The 16,831-nt window shown below is 32.5% G+C and carries 18 protein-coding genes; 6 read left to right on the top strand and 12 right to left on the bottom strand.

Going from position 1 to position 16,831, the window contains the following annotated elements:
* Positions 1 to 101: 101 nt before the first annotated feature.
* From EU95_RS04800 to bioA, 5 genes are read left to right on the top strand one after another with little or no spacing between them, the layout of a single operon-like run.
* On the top strand, positions 102 to 1,241 hold the full coding sequence (locus EU95_RS04800; protein ID WP_032522066.1) for an aminotransferase class I/II-fold pyridoxal phosphate-dependent enzyme: 1,140 nt from the start codon (positions 102 to 104) through the stop codon (positions 1,239 to 1,241).
* Complete coding sequence (locus EU95_RS04805) at positions 1,238 to 1,942, top strand: hypothetical protein (RefSeq protein WP_032522065.1); 705 nt, start codon at positions 1,238 to 1,240, stop codon at positions 1,940 to 1,942. Before EU95_RS04800 ends, EU95_RS04805 begins: the two co-directional genes overlap by 4 nt.
* Positions 1,935 to 2,705 (top strand): methyltransferase domain-containing protein, encoded by a 771-nt coding sequence (locus tag EU95_RS04810; RefSeq protein WP_032522064.1) that lies wholly within the window; start codon positions 1,935 to 1,937, stop codon positions 2,703 to 2,705. The genes EU95_RS04805 and EU95_RS04810 overlap by 8 nt, the downstream gene beginning before the upstream one ends.
* On the top strand, positions 2,702 to 3,361 hold the full coding sequence (bioD, locus tag EU95_RS04815) for a dethiobiotin synthase (protein WP_032522062.1): 660 nt from the start codon (positions 2,702 to 2,704) through the stop codon (positions 3,359 to 3,361). The genes EU95_RS04810 and bioD overlap by 4 nt, the downstream gene beginning before the upstream one ends.
* Before the next feature lie 4 nt (positions 3,362 to 3,365).
* Positions 3,366 to 4,667 (top strand): adenosylmethionine--8-amino-7-oxononanoate transaminase, encoded by a 1,302-nt coding sequence (gene bioA, locus EU95_RS04820; RefSeq protein WP_032522061.1) that lies wholly within the window; start codon positions 3,366 to 3,368, stop codon positions 4,665 to 4,667.
* Positions 4,668 to 4,675: 8 nt separating this feature from the next.
* Here the strand turns inward: bioA and EU95_RS04825 are convergent, their stop codons facing one another.
* Together EU95_RS04825 and EU95_RS04830 are read right to left on the bottom strand one after the other, a co-directional pair.
* Positions 4,676 to 4,939 carry a DUF3143 domain-containing protein gene (locus EU95_RS04825; protein WP_413679219.1) on the bottom strand — a complete coding sequence of 88 codons (264 nt, stop codon included), beginning with the start codon at positions 4,937 to 4,939 and terminating at the stop codon, positions 4,676 to 4,678.
* A 9-nt stretch (positions 4,940 to 4,948) separates the two neighbouring features.
* Positions 4,949 to 5,389, bottom strand: coding sequence for a J domain-containing protein (locus EU95_RS04830; RefSeq protein WP_032522060.1), 441 nt, complete (start codon positions 5,387 to 5,389; stop codon positions 4,949 to 4,951).
* Between the two features lie 88 nt (positions 5,390 to 5,477).
* Between EU95_RS04830 and rsmG the strand changes: the two genes are divergently transcribed.
* The gene (gene rsmG / locus EU95_RS04835) at positions 5,478 to 6,191 is read left to right on the top strand and encodes a 16S rRNA (guanine(527)-N(7))-methyltransferase RsmG (protein ID WP_032522059.1); all 714 of its coding nucleotides are present in this window, start codon (positions 5,478 to 5,480) and stop codon (positions 6,189 to 6,191) included.
* 2 nt (positions 6,192 to 6,193) lie between these two features.
* Here rsmG and EU95_RS04840 read toward each other — a convergent pair whose 3' ends face one another.
* The 10 genes from EU95_RS04840 to EU95_RS04875 form a co-directional block, all read right to left on the bottom strand.
* Positions 6,194 to 7,387 (bottom strand): aldo/keto reductase, encoded by a 1,194-nt coding sequence (locus EU95_RS04840; protein WP_032522058.1) that lies wholly within the window; start codon positions 7,385 to 7,387, stop codon positions 6,194 to 6,196.
* A gap of 10 nt (positions 7,388 to 7,397) precedes the next feature.
* Positions 7,398 to 7,757, bottom strand: coding sequence for a ferredoxin (locus tag EU95_RS04845; RefSeq protein ID WP_032522056.1), 360 nt, complete (start codon positions 7,755 to 7,757; stop codon positions 7,398 to 7,400).
* A 9-nt stretch (positions 7,758 to 7,766) separates the two neighbouring features.
* Positions 7,767 to 8,159: a DUF1257 domain-containing protein gene (locus tag EU95_RS04850; protein ID WP_032522054.1), complete on the bottom strand. Its 393-nt coding sequence runs from the start codon at positions 8,157 to 8,159 to the stop codon at positions 7,767 to 7,769.
* Entirely contained in the window at positions 8,146 to 8,361 is a 216-nt protein-coding gene (locus EU95_RS04855; protein ID WP_032522053.1) for a DUF2997 domain-containing protein, read from the bottom strand. Before EU95_RS04855 ends, EU95_RS04850 begins: the two co-directional genes overlap by 14 nt.
* Before the next feature lie 148 nt (positions 8,362 to 8,509).
* Positions 8,510 to 9,277: a HEAT repeat domain-containing protein gene (locus EU95_RS04860; protein WP_032522052.1), complete on the bottom strand. Its 768-nt coding sequence runs from the start codon at positions 9,275 to 9,277 to the stop codon at positions 8,510 to 8,512.
* 18 nt (positions 9,278 to 9,295) lie between these two features.
* Complete coding sequence (locus EU95_RS10260) at positions 9,296 to 9,421, bottom strand: hypothetical protein (RefSeq protein WP_257008943.1); 126 nt, start codon at positions 9,419 to 9,421, stop codon at positions 9,296 to 9,298.
* Between the two features lie 69 nt (positions 9,422 to 9,490).
* Positions 9,491 to 10,540: a 23S rRNA (adenine(2503)-C(2))-methyltransferase RlmN gene (rlmN, locus tag EU95_RS04865; protein WP_032522051.1), complete on the bottom strand. Its 1,050-nt coding sequence runs from the start codon at positions 10,538 to 10,540 to the stop codon at positions 9,491 to 9,493.
* 30 nt (positions 10,541 to 10,570) lie between these two features.
* Positions 10,571 to 10,723, bottom strand: a complete 153-nt coding sequence (locus EU95_RS10140; protein ID WP_072014836.1) for a high light inducible protein — start codon at positions 10,721 to 10,723, stop codon at positions 10,571 to 10,573.
* A 54-nt stretch (positions 10,724 to 10,777) separates the two neighbouring features.
* Positions 10,778 to 14,878: a DNA-directed RNA polymerase subunit beta' gene (locus tag EU95_RS04870; RefSeq protein WP_032522050.1), complete on the bottom strand. Its 4,101-nt coding sequence runs from the start codon at positions 14,876 to 14,878 to the stop codon at positions 10,778 to 10,780.
* Positions 14,879 to 14,912: 34 nt separating this feature from the next.
* Positions 14,913 to 16,817 (bottom strand): DNA-directed RNA polymerase subunit gamma, encoded by a 1,905-nt coding sequence (locus tag EU95_RS04875; protein WP_032522049.1) that lies wholly within the window; start codon positions 16,815 to 16,817, stop codon positions 14,913 to 14,915.
* Between the last annotated feature and the right edge of the window lie 14 nt (positions 16,818 to 16,831).

The raw sequence follows: 16,831 nt of genomic DNA, 5'->3' as shown, positions 1-16,831 counted from the left end.
ATATGATCTATATAGATATTAATAAACAAAAAATACCTTGCAAACTTAAATGGTAAATCTAAATCTTTTTAATTAAATCTAATATATTTTATTTTGCCAAAATGAAAAAAATAAAAATCCCAAAAAATAGAATCCGTAAATTAAAAACATTTTCTTTAGGTAAAAAACCATTCGAACTACTAAATTCGAATTCGCATAATAAAAAACTCATAGACTTATGCAGTAATGATTATTTTGGATTGAGTAGAGATAAGGATTTAATAAAAGCTGCTTACGAAATAAGTTTATTAGAAGGAATTGGTTCAGGAAGCTCTAGGTTTATTACAGGTTCAAGACCAATACATAAATTATTAGAGACAGAACTTGCCGAGTGGCTTGGTCAACAAAAAGTATTACTTTTCCCTAGCGGATTTCAAGCAAATATAGCCGCTATTCAGGCTTTAGCAAACAGAAATAGTATCGTAATAGCAGATAAATTGATCCATAACTCTCTATTAGTTGGAGTTAAAGCTGCTCAAGCAAAATTGGTTAGATTTGCACACAATAATATAAAAGATTTAGAAGATAAAATTGTTAAATCTAATCCTACAAAAAATTCTATTTTAGTTGTTGTTGAATCTCTTTATAGCATGGAAGGATCAATGGCTCCGCTCAGAGAAATAACAGATATTTGCAAAAAAAATAGTGTTCAATTATTAGTTGACGAAGCTCATGCAATCGGGATCTTGGGTCCTGAAGGCAGGGGTTTAAGTTTTAATTGCCGTTCGGATATAACTATGATTACTGGAACTTTTGGAAAAGCATTTGGAAGTGGTGGAGCTTTCATAGCTTCCAATTCAGAAGTTGCTGAATATCTTATCCAAACAAGTGGTGCTTTTAGGTACACAACCGCGCTTGCTCCATCTTTAGCTGCTGGGGCATTAAAAGGTTTGAAAAAAATTTTAGAAAATAAAGAATGGGGTAATGATTTGTTATCTTCTGCGAAGATATGGAAAGATGAAATTATTAAAAATGTTAGTTTTCCAGTTCAAGGCGATTCTCACATTTTATCAATTATTGTTGGCCAAGAAGAAAAGACAATTTATCTACAAAAATATCTCGAAAAAAATGGGTTTTTAGCAATTGCGATAAGACCTCCAACTGTTCCAGTTGGGCAATCCAGAATCAGAATAACAATAAAAAGAAACTTTGATTTTAATTTGCTAAAGAATTTCATTGCTGTATTAAGAGAGTTTAAATGAAACAAATTATTACTCAACATGGATGGGGACTAAATAAACATTTCTGGGATGATTTTAAAGTTGATTTCTTAAAAAATAATTGGCATTGGCAAGATAATGATAGAGGCTATTTTTCGACAAATCATTGTCAAGCAAAATGGATTAGAAGCGACTCTAAAAAAGAGATCAGAATGACTTTATGCCATTCATATGGTTTTCATTTAATGCAAAAAAAAATTTTAAAAGAAGCAACTCATATTGTTCTTATAAATTCTTTTAATAATTTTCTGCCTGTAAGTAACAAAAGAAACTTTATTTTGAGGTCTCTAAAAAGAATGGAAATGAAAATCACACAAAATGAACATAAGGATATGTTGAAAGAATTTATATATAGATCATTTATGCCAAATGATATAAATAATAGTTTTAAAAATATCTTTTATAAAAGTATAGAGAGTTTAAATAAAACTCTTCTTTTAAGTGATTTAAAACAACTTTACATGAATAGAGAGTTCCCAGTTTTTTTAAAAAAAGATTGCAAAATTATTTTTATAAGATCAGAAAATGATTTGATTCTTGACAAAGAATCAAATAATGACTTTTTAGAGTCCTTAAATAGAACTCTTGATAGGAGCCCAATTCTAATTAAACTAACTCAACAAGGTCATTGCATGAACAATTTAAATTTATACGAGATCTTACTTGATACATTCAATGATTAAAGTGAATCCTAAACAGTGGAATGAGAAAATCAAAAATAATTTCAATGATGCTGCAAATCGGTATTTACAGTATTCAAATATTCAGAAGTTTTTTGCAGAAAAGATTGTTCAATTTATGAAAGAATTAGATCCTCAAAAAAAGGGTGAATGGATAGATCTTGGATCAGGTCCAGGACTGTTGGCTGATGAAATAGAAAAAAGTTTTTCTCCCCAAAAAGTATCCAGAATTGATTTCAGCAAAGAAATGCTTCTTGAGAATAAATTATCTAGTAAAAAAATTTTATGGGATTTGAATAATGATTTACCTCCTGAAATCAATAACTGTTCTCTATTAACATCTAACTTTTGCATACATTGGTTAAACAACCCAGAAAAGATAATAAAAAATTGGTTTAGTAAATTACTACCTGGAGGTTTTTTAATCATTGCATATCCAACAAAAAATTCTTTTCCTGAATGGAAAGATACTTGTAGAAAAATTGATATTGAATATAGTGGCCTTAATTTTCTTTGCTCTAGAGAATTATTAAAAGATTTCAAATCAACTGAAATACATTATTCAGAAAAGTTTCATTATCTTGAAAATTTTGAAGATGTATATAAGCTTTTTAGAAGTATTAAAAATGTAGGAGCACAATCAACGATTTGTAAATGCAAAACAGTGAAAGAGTTTAGAGAAATTCAAAAGTTTTGGCCAAAGAATTACAATAATACAGTGAACCTTTCATGGCAAATTGAGATTCAAATCATAAAGAAATTATGAACAGCAAAGATGATATTTTCAAATTTATAATTTGTGGAACAGACACTGATATTGGGAAAACTTTAATAAGCTCTTTTTTTGTTAGAGGATTAAATTCCTTTTATTGGAAGCCTATTCAAAGTGGTATTGAATCTCAAACTGATAGTCAAACTGTTAAAAAACTTGCACAAGTAGGGAAAGAGAAAATCATTAAAGAAGCTTATGTGTTTACGAAACCTCTATCTCCACATTGGGCTGCTGAAATTGATCAAAAAACTATTGACTTTAAAATGTTGAGATTGCCAAAAGTAAAAGGCTCATTAATCGTAGAAACTGCAGGCGGATTAATGGTTCCAATAACACGCAATTTTTTGCAAATAGATCAAATAAAACAATGGAATCTTCCTGTAATACTTGTATGTAAGAGCTCACTTGGCACTCTTAACCACACATTGCTTAGTATTGAGGCCTTAAAACGAAGAAAAATTAAGATTTTAGGTTTAGTAGTCAATGGAGAAAAACACTTAGATAATCCAAAAACTCTATTTGAGTTTAGTGGTATCCCCTTAATTACTGAATTTCCTTACATCAAAAAAATTAACTCAAATAATTTAGATATACTATGGAAAGAACTAGACATCAAAAATAAGTTGATCTCACTTTTAAACTCAAAATAAGTAAATGAAATCTTTGGATTCAAAAACTCCAAATCAAAATTGGCACCCAAATATTTGGCCACCTTTTACACAAATCAATAACAGCAAACCGCAAATAGAAGTAACCCATGGTAAAGATGCCCTCCTATTTACTAAAGATCCTAAAAAAGAGCTAATAGACGGAATTAGTAGTTGGTGGGTAACTCTCCATGGTCATAGTAATGAATATATTGCAGATGCCATTTTCGATCAATCAAAAAAACTTGAGCAAGTTATATTTGCTGATTTCTTACATCCACAGGCAAAAAAATTGGCAGAAAGACTAAGTGAGTTAACAAAACTAGAAAGATTATTCTTTTCTGATAACGGTTCTACTGCAGTGGAAGTCGCTTTAAAAATTGCCTTCCAATCATGGCAAAATAAAGGAGAGACAAGAACTCAAATAGTAGCTTTTGATGGCGCCTATCATGGCGATACATTTGGAGCAATGGCTTTAGGTGAAAGAAATATTTTTAATGAGAATTTCGATAATCTCATGTTCCCTGTTAGAAGAGTCCCATGGCCTTCAACTTGGATGAATGATGAAGAAGTAGAAAATAAAGAAAATCAGGCGCTTCAAAAATTAGAAACTATACTCAAAACTCCCACAGTTGCAGTAATTCTAGAGCCACTTGTTCAAGGGGCAGGAGGAATGAATATGGTTAGGCCTCAGTTTATAAAAAAAGTTTCAGAAATTATAAAAAATAATAATTCTTTGTTAATCGCAGATGAAGTATTGACTGGGTTTGGAAGATGTGGAAGCCTTTTTGCGTTCCAAAAGGCAAAAATAATTCCAGATTTAATAAGTATTTCAAAAGGCTTAACTGGTGGATTTTTGCCGATGGGAATAACTTTATGTAAAGAAAAAATTTTTCAATCCTTTATTGATGATTCCCCAAAAAAAACTTTTTGGCATGGACATAGTTTTACTGCTAATCCTTTAGGTTGTGCTGCAGCAAACGCTAGCCTTGATTTATTAGAAAAAGAACCACAAAAATACCTTTCATTTGAAGAAAAACATTTATCTCATTTAATTAAATTTAGAAACTTAACTTATATAAAAAAGATAAGAGTATCCGGAACAATTGCTGCCTTCGATCTAGATATTGGGAATAAAAAAGGCTATTTTAATAATATTGGGAGAGAAATAAAGAGTCTTGCAATGGAGCAAGGTTTATTTATCAGGCCGCTGGGAAATGTTATTTACCTATTGCCTCCTCTCTGTATAACTAATGAGCAATTAGATAAAAGTTACTGGATAATAAGGAAAATTTTAGTCAATCTTTAGATGGGTATTTAAGGTCCCTGCAGTATTGCATTTTCCACATCTTCTCTATTAATACCATACGAAAAAAGCCTTTTAGTTTCACATCCTCCAATTTGCCAGATGACGCTTAAATCTTCTTGTTCAAAAATTATAGTTGCATTCCAATTAGATATTAAAAGATACCATTTAGATGGATTATTAGTATCCTTCACAGCACCTAAATCAGTTAGCCACAATTCCAATGCTTGAAGTGAATATTGGTTAATGGGTTTTTTAGGGTGATTCACAGACATTTTAAAAAATTATTTTATTAACCAAAGTGGTACTGTATCTAATTCTTTACCAGTAAAAGAGGCAATAAAAATTGAACAAATCAAACAAATAGAAATGATTATAATTAAAAGAAATAATGAAAACAATTCTCCATTTGAAAAAGGTCTTCTATTTCCTATTAAATTTTGCTTATTAGAATCGATTATTAAATTATTTAAAACTTTACTATTATTATCACCTCTAGATTTTTCTTTAAGTTTATCATCATATATTTTCCTCAAATTACTATTATTCAAATTTTCGTAAGCTTCCAAAACTTCTTGAAATTTACTTTTAGCGTCGTCTATTTCTAAAGAAGTTGTATCAGGATGCAACTCAATAGAAAGTTTGCAAAATGCCTTTCTTAATTCATGATTTGAGGCATTTTCATCTACACCTAAAATTTTGTAATAAGAAATTTCCCCTTTCAAAATAATCTTTTACTGATATTGTAATTCTAATAAATTTTTAATAAATAGAATGTGTTAAATGAAGGTAAAAATTTATATTTTTAACGAAATGAAAAAACAAAACATTCCCGAAGAAATTTTTGAATTAATAACTGAAGAAGAAATAAACATTTTTCAAGAGTTACAAATTAAAATTAAAGAATTAAATAATAAAACTAATCTCACTAGATTAATTGATGGTGATAATTATTGGATATCGCAAGTTTTTGACAGTATTTGGCCCTTTAGAACTTCCCCGAATATTAATTTTGATAATAAAAAATTTTTAGATATTGGATCCGGCTGTGGCTTCCCTGGTTTAGCTTATGCCATAACCCATCCTGCTTCAGAGATTTACCTAGTTGATTCTTCCAAGAAGAAAACAGATGCACTTAAAATCTTAGTCAAAGAGATTAATTTCAGAAACAATATTTATGTAATCAATGATCGTATTGAAAATTTAGCCCATCAATCGTCAATGAGAAGTAATTTCGATATAGCTACTACTAGAGCAGTGAGTAATCCATCAACAGTTTCAGAATACATGATACCAATCCTAAAAAATGAAGGATTAGGAGTTTTATATTGTGGGAAATGGACTGATGAAGAAAGTAAAAATCTAGATAAAACTTTAGAAATATTAGAAGGAAAATTTAAAGAGAAAAAGATGATTTTATTACCAAAAAATAAAGGCATCCGAAATATTATTTTTATCAAGCCTAAAAATTTTTGCCCTGAAATTTATCCTCGAAAAGTTGGTAAACCTGAGAAAAATCCATTATGAAATTATTTTTTTGATAATCTTTTAGCAGCGTTATCTCCAAACTTTTCTTTTAAAGTTCTTAATTTTCTTAAAACTTTTTTTGGATTTATATGGCCTTCTAAAACATTCAGTAGTTGGTCTTCAGTAACATCCACATCTAATAAATTAGAGTTATTTCCTGGGAACCAATGGCTACCATTGCCAAGCAATTGATATCTAGCTCTTGCATATCCTTCCATATCCAACCAATCGATTAAATTTGCAAGCCAAAGCAGAATAGGAATATTAATATTTCCTGGCGTATATTCCCAACTTGGTAAATTTCTATTCCAATTTTGATGCCACTCTAAACCTAAAGAATTAATGGATTCTTGCCTTAATCTATTTATTATCTCAGGAACATACTTCTCAGATTTTGATAATAACGAGACAGCTTCTAAATGCAGTGCGAAATCTGCCTCTTTTGCAATACCTACACTAAGAGTATGGACATTTTGATTTCTTAAGCAAAAAAGATCATTAAAAACTATAGGATGAAGTGGCTGACAAAGTTCCAACATTTTTATTGAGGGAGTATGAAGATGTCCCCCTTTATCCGTGGGACTTATTATGAAAACCCCAAGATCATACTTACTTGCTAAATTTATTACCTTTGTATTTTCTTGATTAATGAAATACCAGTGCAAATTTACATAATCAAATAAGTTTGTTGATATTGCCTTCTCAATGAGTGAAGATTTACCATGTGTCGAAAATCCAATAGATCCAATTAAATTTTCTTTTTGCAAATTCCTTAAGATATCAATACAACCTCCATCTTTAACAGCTTGACGTAAATGTTCATTTGTATTAATGCCATGTATTGCAAGCAAATCAATTCTTTTAACTTTCAATTTTTCAATACTTGTCATAACATCACTTTTAAAAACTTCTGGATCACTATTTGGAGGAATCTTTGTTTGAATAATGTTTGGGATTTTTTTGGTATTTTTAAAACCCATTCCTAATTGCATCTCGGAAGTTCCATAATACTTAGCAGTTTCGACATGACTTAAACCATATTTACTTGCCAAATTCAAAATATTTTCTACATTATTTTGTTCTTCATATGAAATCTCAGAAAAATCTAGTTGATCCCAACTTTTCTGAAATCTCATGCCACCTAAAGATAAAACAGGTATCTTTAGATTGGTTCTACCAAATCTCCGATAATGCATCTTTAAAAAATTAATGCTTATTCATTCTTGGTGGTTTTCCAAATGATTGAAACATATCTCTATCAAGACTATTTTCTAGATCATCCAATTCTTCAAACTTGACCCAGTGAATGCAATCAACAGGACATGTATCTATTGCTTCCTGTATAACATCAACATCATCTCCATCCTGTCTAATAGCACGACATCTACCATGAAATTCATCAACTGTAAAAGTATTTGAAGCTACGTGTACACAGTATTGACAGCCAATACATCTAGCCTCATCAACCCATACAGCTTTTTCGGCTAACTGACCTCCTAATACAGGCTCATAACCTGAAATTTCATTATTTACTAAAAAATTTTCAGATGGACCAATGAAATCCATACACTGAAATTAATTATCCCACTTGGTCAAAACTAACTCGATAGAACCATCATTTTTATTTTTTTCTTCTACAATTTGGTACCCATCCTCTTTCGTTTTGGAAATAATTGTGTTGTAGGCATACATCTGTGTGACTTTAGCAATAAATCTTTCTACTGGTATTTCAAATTTCCAAAGATCAAGGTCAGTAACTAATTCATAAGTATTTGAATTATTGTTCCATTTAAATCCAACTTTAGTTTCGCCAGGTAAATTCATACTTATGTCAACTGCTGTAAACTTACCTCTGTAGCCTTTTACAAACTTTTCTTCTTGATTAATTGCATAACCAAGATTGCTCAAAGCCTTAATTAATGGCTCTGATTCTTTGAGCTGGGTTTTAATAGTACTAAAATGAGACATTAGATTCTTTGTTTAATTGTTTTAAGTTTTCATTTTGATTAGAGATGAAAGCATCAGATGTTTTCTTCTTTACTGTTACTTCCCCGAGAGCGTCTTCGAGATTTTTTGTAGCATCATTGCATGAATTACCAGTAAATCCCTCAACAGTCTCTTCAACTCTTCCGTCTTGATGAATTTTGAATCTCAATGTTTTTTGAGGCATTAAATTCAAGTACTGAGTACTTTTACTTTATATAGAATAACGAAAATATTTTGTTTCAGTTGGTACAAGTTAATTAATTTTAATTTTTATATTGATTATCAGATAAATTAATTTGTTATTTAGCTTTCTGGTAAAAAGATTAAGATTTTTAATTATAAAAACCCTGCATCCCCATTGAATCCAAAGCAGTTTTTGCTTCTTCCATTACAGAGGGTTCCTTATCGAAAAGGGCGATTTTGGTACATTCATCAACGAAACTTTCTTGAAATGTATTATCTAATTTTTCATATAACCTACACAATGACCAAATACAATTACTTCTTACACCCGATTCATTATCTATCTTTAAACTTATTAAAAGCTGTTCTGCTGCTAATTGTGCGTTTTCCAAAGAAACATTTCCAATTTCAGCCAAAGAACTCGATGACCATAATCTGACTGCAGCTACATCATTCTTTAAAGCACTTATTAATGGCTTTAAAACAATTTGGTCATCATAATTAGCTAAACTCCAAGCTGTCGCCCTTCTAACATAAGCATTATCATCAGTCTCCAACAGGCTGACAAGTTTTTTCACCGCGCTAGGGCACGGATTACGACCTAAAGCATATACTGCACTCATTCTCTCAACAGGACAAGGTTGATCAAGTAGTGGTAACAAAAGGGGAAAAGATCTTTTATCTCTATATTCACAAAAAATTCTTAAGCCCTGTATTCTTTCTTCTCTATTACCTTCTAGCATTTTTAAAGCTTGATTGCACTCTTGAGTTGTGTTTAAACCTTTTGAAAAAGCATCTTCATCAATTTGTTCTAAAGGATCTATTTCAATCTCCAAAGCCAATTCTCTGGCCAAAATATCTGGATCAACTGCAATTTCAGCTAGGCTATTTTTCTTAGGATGCTTACTTTGTGTCATTTTATAGAACTAAAAATATTAATTCATGGGAGCAGGTGACATCATATCTCCTGGCAACCAAATTCTTGCACTTACTGCAAAGAAGGCAATGCCAAAAAGTGCGACTATTGCGAAAGGTAAAATTTTTGTCTTAATAAAACCCAAAGATTCAAACTTAATTAAACCAATAATAACCTTTTTAATATACTTTTAAAAAATTTTTCTTAGATAAAATTACTTATTATTTCTCGCATTTTGTCTTAATTGACCACAAGCAGCATTTTTGTCTAAACCTCTGCTCTTTCGGAAGCTAACAGCGATTCCATTATTAGAAAGTCTAGATTGAAATAATTGAAGATTTTTTAAAGATGCTCGTTTAAATTCAACCTCGTCAATTTGGTTGTACTGTATTAAATTGACGTGGCATTGAAAACCTCTTAGCAAATTACATAATTCTTTGGCATGTTCTAATTTATCATTAACTCCACTTAGCATTAAGTATTCAAAACTTACCCTTCGGCCTGTATCTTTTACAAATTGCTTAGAGTCTTCAATTATATTTTTGATTTCGTAGTTTTTTGCACTTGGTATAATCATTTCTCTTGTGTTTTGATTTGAAGCATGAAGGCTTATGGCTAATGTAAATTGACAATTACCTAAAATTTGAAAAGACTTTTGTGATAATTTAGTTATCATTTTTGGAACAGCAACTGTGCTTACAGTTATCTTTCTCTGACTAATTTGAAAATCCTCATTTATAGATCTTATTGATAAAAGCAATTCATCAATATTCAACAATGGCTCACCCATTCCCATGAAAACAATATTAGTCACTTTTCTATTCATTTCATTTTCAATAAATAAAATTTGATCTAAGATTTCACTCGCTCTTAAAGATCTCTTCAAACCCTCTTTCCCAGTTGCGCAAAATTTGCAGTCCATGGGACATCCAACTTGACTCGACAGACATGCAGTAAGTCTTTTTTCAGTTGGTATTCCCACGCACTCAATGCTCTCATTGTCCCTTGTAGAGAGTAATAACTTTAGAGTGCCATCATTGGCCAATTTTTTCTCTTGAAAACTAAGTTCACTTATTTTAAAACCGTCGTCCTTTAACTTTTTTCTAAAATCTAAAGGTAAAACTTCTATTTGATCAATATTTTTATTCTTATTTCTATAGTTGTAGATCCAACTGTAGATTTGTCGCCCTCTAAAAGCAGCCTGGCCATAATCTATAGCAATATTTTCTAAATCTTTAATACTACTTCCAAGAAGACTTTTCAAGTTACATATTATTTAGTTCAAAAATCATTTTTACCATAACAGCAAACCATGTTTCAAAAAGAATTCTGTAAGAATAAGCGCAACAAACCCAATCATAGCCATTCTTCCGTTAAGTCTCTCATTATAAAGATGGAATCCGTAACGAGGCAATTTTCTTTTGGGGACAATCTCTGGCTTAATCATCACTGACAAATTAAAGAATTCATTCTAGTCACTAAAAATGATAACAGAAAATATTTATTCATCAGAAAGAAGACCTTCTTCTTGTAATCCTTCTAATGCAGCAGGATCTGGTAATTGATCTTCTGAAAATTGATTTTCAGCACTTGGTCTTGCAAAAGCGGCAAAGTTACTAGAAGAGGGATCTATTCCATGTCTATTCCGTGTAGTCTCCAAATCTTCATCACTAGGATCATCAAGTATGGCTGTTGAGCTTACAGCAGGCGTTTGAGGCATATCAACTGTATAGTCTGGCCTTAAGTTCTGAGCTCTTCTATATCCACCAGATTCTTCTGCAAGGATATCAGGATGTGGACCAGCTTCAGAAGCCAATTCCTCAACAAATCCGCTAAAACCGGTACCTGCAGGTATTAATCTACCGATAATAACGTTTTCCTTTAAACCTCTTAACCAATCAGATTTACCTTCAATTGCAGCTTCTGTAAGAACTCTTGTAGTTTCTTGGAATGACGCTGCTGATATAAAGCTATCAGTATTAAGAGAAGCTTTTGTTATGCCAAGCAAAACAGGAGTAAACTCTGCTGGAGCTCCACCTGTAATCGCCATTGCTTGATTTGTATCTTCTACTTGTCTTAATTCTATAAGTTCTCCTGGTAAGAGAGTAGTATCACCAGCATCTTCTATTCGGACCTTACTTGTCATTTGTCTGACAATAACTTCTATATGTTTATCATCAATTGCTACACCCTGTGACTTGTAAACGTTTTGAACTTCGTTTACCATACTTCTTTGTAATTTTGATATAGATTCTCGAGCTGCATCCATTAAGGGTTTTTGATCCTTTAAATCACTGAAGTAACAATCTAATAATTCATGCGGATTAATTGGACCATCAGTTAAAATTTCTCCTCCTGAGACTTGTTGTCCATCACTAACCATAATGTTTTTCCCAACTAAAAGTTGATATTCGTTAACTAAATCATCTTTTTCAATAACCGACAAAGAGACTGACTCTTCATCATTACCTTTTTTAATCTGAACAATTCCAGATTTTTTACATAAAATTGCTGAATCTCTAGGTCTTCTAGCTTCTAACAACTCTTCAATTCGAGGCAATCCTTGTACAATATCTCCAGTTTTCTGCCTCTCAAAAACAAGTAAAGCTAAACCATCTCCTCTTAGAACTAAATCCCCATCTTTAACATGTAAAACTGAATCAGGTGAAACCATATAAGGCCTGCCAAGTCGTAAGGTTACTGAACCATTAGAAATTCCCTCTATTTCTCCACAAGATGTAGATTTTTCAGATTCACTTATAGGGTCTCCATCAACTACACGATCACCTACTTTAACTAATGCTTTCTTACTTATTTTAATTTCGATTTTATCTTCTTCTCTTTCAACGATTAACCTTCTTATAGGCTCGTCCTCAATAACATTTGGCAACTGAACCAGCCCCTTTTCTTTACATAGAATTTGAGTAGTGGCTATTACATCTCCAGCTTTAACAAATTGATTGTTTTTAACTTGCAGTTCAGTATGAGTTGACCCATGACTAGAGTCAGACATAGTATCTCTCCTTACAAGAATAGATTCCAATATTACTAGACTTAATCTCTTTATTGATTCATCATTTTCGTCTTCTATAGACTCGACATCAATAGTCATTTGAGGAGTAGCATCAAAGCTTTCAATACTTAAATGTGTTCTAAGCAATTCAACTCCTTCAACTGATTTTATCAATTCGCCGTCTTTATAAGTAAGTCTTTGAATGGCTTTCAAGCCTAAATGTGGTCCTTTTTCCTGCTTAATATGAGATAGTTCAGGCAATTCTGCTTGATCAGGAATATTAAATTCTTCTACCGTTCGCAATAATAAACCTCTACATTTTGGAGTTTCTAATCTCTGAACGAATAAAATTTCTTGATTATCTACCCCATCCAAAATCTTTTCCCCTGGATTTACTAGATTCCCTTCTTCTGTAAATCTATCCAAAACTTCTTCATCATCACACTCATGAAAAGTTCCATTTCTCACAGTTATTTCGCGAAGTATGTCATTTTTCTGGGTTACAGTAACAATCCCTGATGTTTGACTAAAAATATCCTTTACAACTTCAGTTCCTGCCTCAATCCATTTCATATCTTCAATCATTAAAAGAGATATATCCTTATTTATTTCATGAGTCTCTTGGGGAATCCAGAGCAATGTTCCCCCTTGACTCACTTCAAAACCATTTTTTGATGATCTTGCTTTTTTAACAGATAATCCAGGTGAGTACTTTACTAAACCGCCAGTTTTTGTACGGAACCTTTCATCCGTTAAATCTGCTATGACCTCACCATTACTAATTTTGCTACCTGGGGAAGTGTTCAAACGGTAAGATGTTCCATCCTTAGATTCCAAATGATATATTTGACCTGAATGCGTAGATTCTTCATTTAATTTAAAGTTGCTCAAGGACATAGAGGTAGTAACAATCTGAACTTCCCTTGAATCTCCTATTGATTCTCTCAATCGTATTTGTCCCCCAAACTCACTCGATTGACTTGCCTCTGCTAAAACAGTTCCTTCCTTTACAGCCTTTCCAGATGAGACAACTGGTATAGCATTAGGTGGTAAGTTATAAACGTCTCCAGCCAAAACCCACAATCTTCCCAGTCTTTGAGCTTTAAGAGTAATATTTCCCTGTCTATCTGTGACCTCTTTAGGTTGAATAACCTTGTCATACCTAACTTGACCAGCCAAATCACAAATAACATCCTTAGTGGCTTTTTCAACGCTCTTTTTAACTGCTCCCGCAGTAATTTGAGCAACTGTGATGTCGGATTTTATTTCTTCACCATCATCTACGAATAAAAGTGATCCACTCGAAACTTCAATTTTTTGGGATTTATTAGAATTATTTACTTGAGGAACTATTTTCAATATAAAATCAACTTCCGCTTGCTTAGCTTCTACACCATGTGGAGTTCTGTAACCCCTTACTTTCGCTTTTGAACTGAACTCTACTTTACCAGCAATCTTTGATCTTACTACTCCACTTTCAGCAGTTGATACACCTCCAGTATGGAAAGTTCTCATTGTTAACTGAGTCCCTGGTTCTCCAATAGATTGTGCAGCAATAATTCCTACTGCTTCACCCAAATCAACTAAATGATTATGTGCCAAAGCCCATCCGTAACATCTCCTACAAACTGATCTATTCGCCTCACATGTTAAAGGAGATCTAATTTTTACTTTTTTAATAGAAGCTGTCTCAATTTTTTCTGACAATGAAGGGTCTATTGCAGTATTTTGAGGAATAATTAAATTATCTTGGGAATCTACAATATCTTCAGCAGAGAGCCTACCCAGAAGCCTAGCTCCAAATTTACCCTCTTCAGCTTCAACAACTATTGATCGTTCTGTTCCGCAATCTTCTTCTCTAACAATTACATCTTGAGCTACATCAACTAATCTTCGAGTTAAATAACCAGAATCTGCAGTTCTCAAAGCAGTATCCACCAAACCTTTCCTTGCTCCATAAGAAGAAATTACATATTCAGTAACGGTTAGTCCTTCTCTAAAGTTTGTTCTTATTGGCAAGTCTATAATTTCTCCTTGGGGATTAGCCATTAGTCCCCTCATACCAACTAATTGCCTTACCTGAGACATATTACCCCTTGCCCCCGAATTAGCCATCATCCAAACAGAATTTAGAGGGTCATTTTGATTGAAATTATTTTTAACAGCATCAACTAATCTTTCATTAGTTTCAGTCCAAGTATCAATAACTTTTGTATGTCTCTCAACTTCTGTAATTTCACCAAGTCTATAGCATTCTTCTGTAGCAGATATTTGCTCTTCAGCTTGTCCAATCAAATCTTGTTTAGCCTCAGGAACTTTTAAGTCATCTACTGAAATAGAAACTGCAGCTTGAGTAGCATATTTAAAACCTAAATCTTTTAAATTATCAGCCATGGCGGCAGTTATAGCAGTACCATGAGTTTTGTAAGCCCATGAAACTAAATTCCTTAAGGCTTTCTTATCTACTACTTTATTCTTAAATGATGGCGGAGTTTTTGCTAGGGTCCCCATTGTAAGTGGAGTATTTTTTTTAGAGTTTTTTGTGGTTTTACGCACTCTGGAAGTTTTTTTAGGTTTTGATGATGTCATAATTTTAGAGTAAATAAGGAATAGTTTTTAATGATTAGGTTTTAGATACAGAATCAATGATGGTATAGTTCATAACTACTCTCCCGACAGTTGTCAAAACAAATCTACTTATCAAATTATTCTGAGAGTCAAATCTGTCTCTTCTTAAATTCCAAATTTCTAATCTAGAGCCATCCTCAAGCTCTTTAATTTTTTGTGGGTTACTCATTTCATCTTCATCTTCAACTTCTCCATTAAATCTAACCCACACCCATTCATGTAGGCTGAGTCTTTTATCTTCAAAAGCTAATATGACATCTTCTAATGAAGCAAAAGTAGTCTTATTATCCCCAAAATCCGGTTTTTGATAATTAGGTTGCAGAGCAGTTAGATAATAAGATCCCAAAACCATATCTTGTGAAGGAGTAACAATTGGTTCCCCAGTAGCAGGAGAAAGAATATTATTACTTGCCAACATTAACATACGTGCTTCAGTTTGTGCCTCTAAAGCTAAAGGAACATGAACAGCCATTTGATCTCCATCAAAGTCAGCATTAAATGCAGGACAAACTAAGGGATGAAGTTGTATTGCTCTACCTCCAACTAATTTTGGTTCAAAAGCTTGAATTCCTAATCGATGCAGCGTAGGAGCTCTATTTAGAAGGATTGGGTGACCTTCAATCACTTCCTGTAAAACTTGCATAACTTCATCGTCAGCTTTTTGTATTAATTTTTTTGCAGCTTTAATATTATTCACAATATTTTGACGAATTAATCTATGAATTACAAAGGGTTGGAATAGCTCAATCGCCATTTCCTTTGGCAAACCACACTGATGCATTTTTAATTTTGGACCGACAACTATTACAGATCTTCCTGAATAGTCAACACGTTTACCTAGAAGATTCTGCCTAAATCTTCCTTGTTTACCCTCAATAATGTCACTTAAAGATTTGAGAGCTCTATTGTTCGCTCCGACAACAGTCCTACCTCTCCTGCCATTATCTATAAGAGCATCAACTGCTTCCTGAAGCATTCTTTTTTCATTTCTTACGATAATTTCAGGAGCTAGAATTTCCTGAAGTCTAGCTAATCTATTATTTCTATTTATTACTCTTCTATAAAGATCATTTAAATCAGAAGTTGCGAACCTGCCTCCATCAAGCTGAACCATAGGTCTAAGATCTGGAGGTATTACTGGAATTGCATCTAACACCATCCATTCTGGTTTTGCACTAGTTGCAATGAAATTATCTATAACTCTTATTCTCTTTATAAGTTTAGCCCTTTTTTGCCCTTTACTATGGGTTATTTCTTCTCTGAGCTCCTCAGCGACCTGATTTAAATCAAGATCCTCAAGTAATTGCTTCAGAGCTTCAGCACCAATACCAACAAAAGGTTCATTTTCAATTGTTGAATCTTCAGCATAGATTTCATCTTCAATTTCCAGCCATTCATCCTCAGTTAGTAGTTGCTTATATTTAAGTTCTTTATGATCTCCTGGGTCTAGGACGACATAACAATTAAAATAAACTATTTGTTCTACATCTCTCAGCGGAATATCCAAAAGAATTGCAACATAACTAGGAATCCCTTTTAAATACCAAACATGGGAAACTGGAGCAGCAAGTTTGATATAACCCATCCTATGTCTTCTAACTCTACTTTCAGTTACTTCAACCCCACATCTCTCACAAACGATGCCTCTATGTCTAACTCTTTTATACTTACCACAATGGCATTCCCAATCTTTAGAGGGTCCAAAAATTTTTTCACAAAACAAACCATCCATTTCAGGTTTAAGTGTCCTGTAATTAATGGTTTCAGGTTTTGTAACTTCACCTACTACTTGTCCATTGGGTAATGTCCTCTGTCCCCAATCCATAATTCGTTGTGGAGAAGCTATTGAAATTTTGACATAATCAAAGTGATTTTCTGTTCTTAAGTTGCTATTAGTCATTTTGGGAGATTTAA

Source organism: Prochlorococcus marinus str. MIT 9201 (genome assembly GCF_000759955.1).
GTDB lineage: Bacteria > Cyanobacteriota > Cyanobacteriia > PCC-6307 > Cyanobiaceae > Prochlorococcus_A > Prochlorococcus_A marinus_G.
This window is presented reverse-complemented; position numbering and strand designations above follow the sequence as displayed.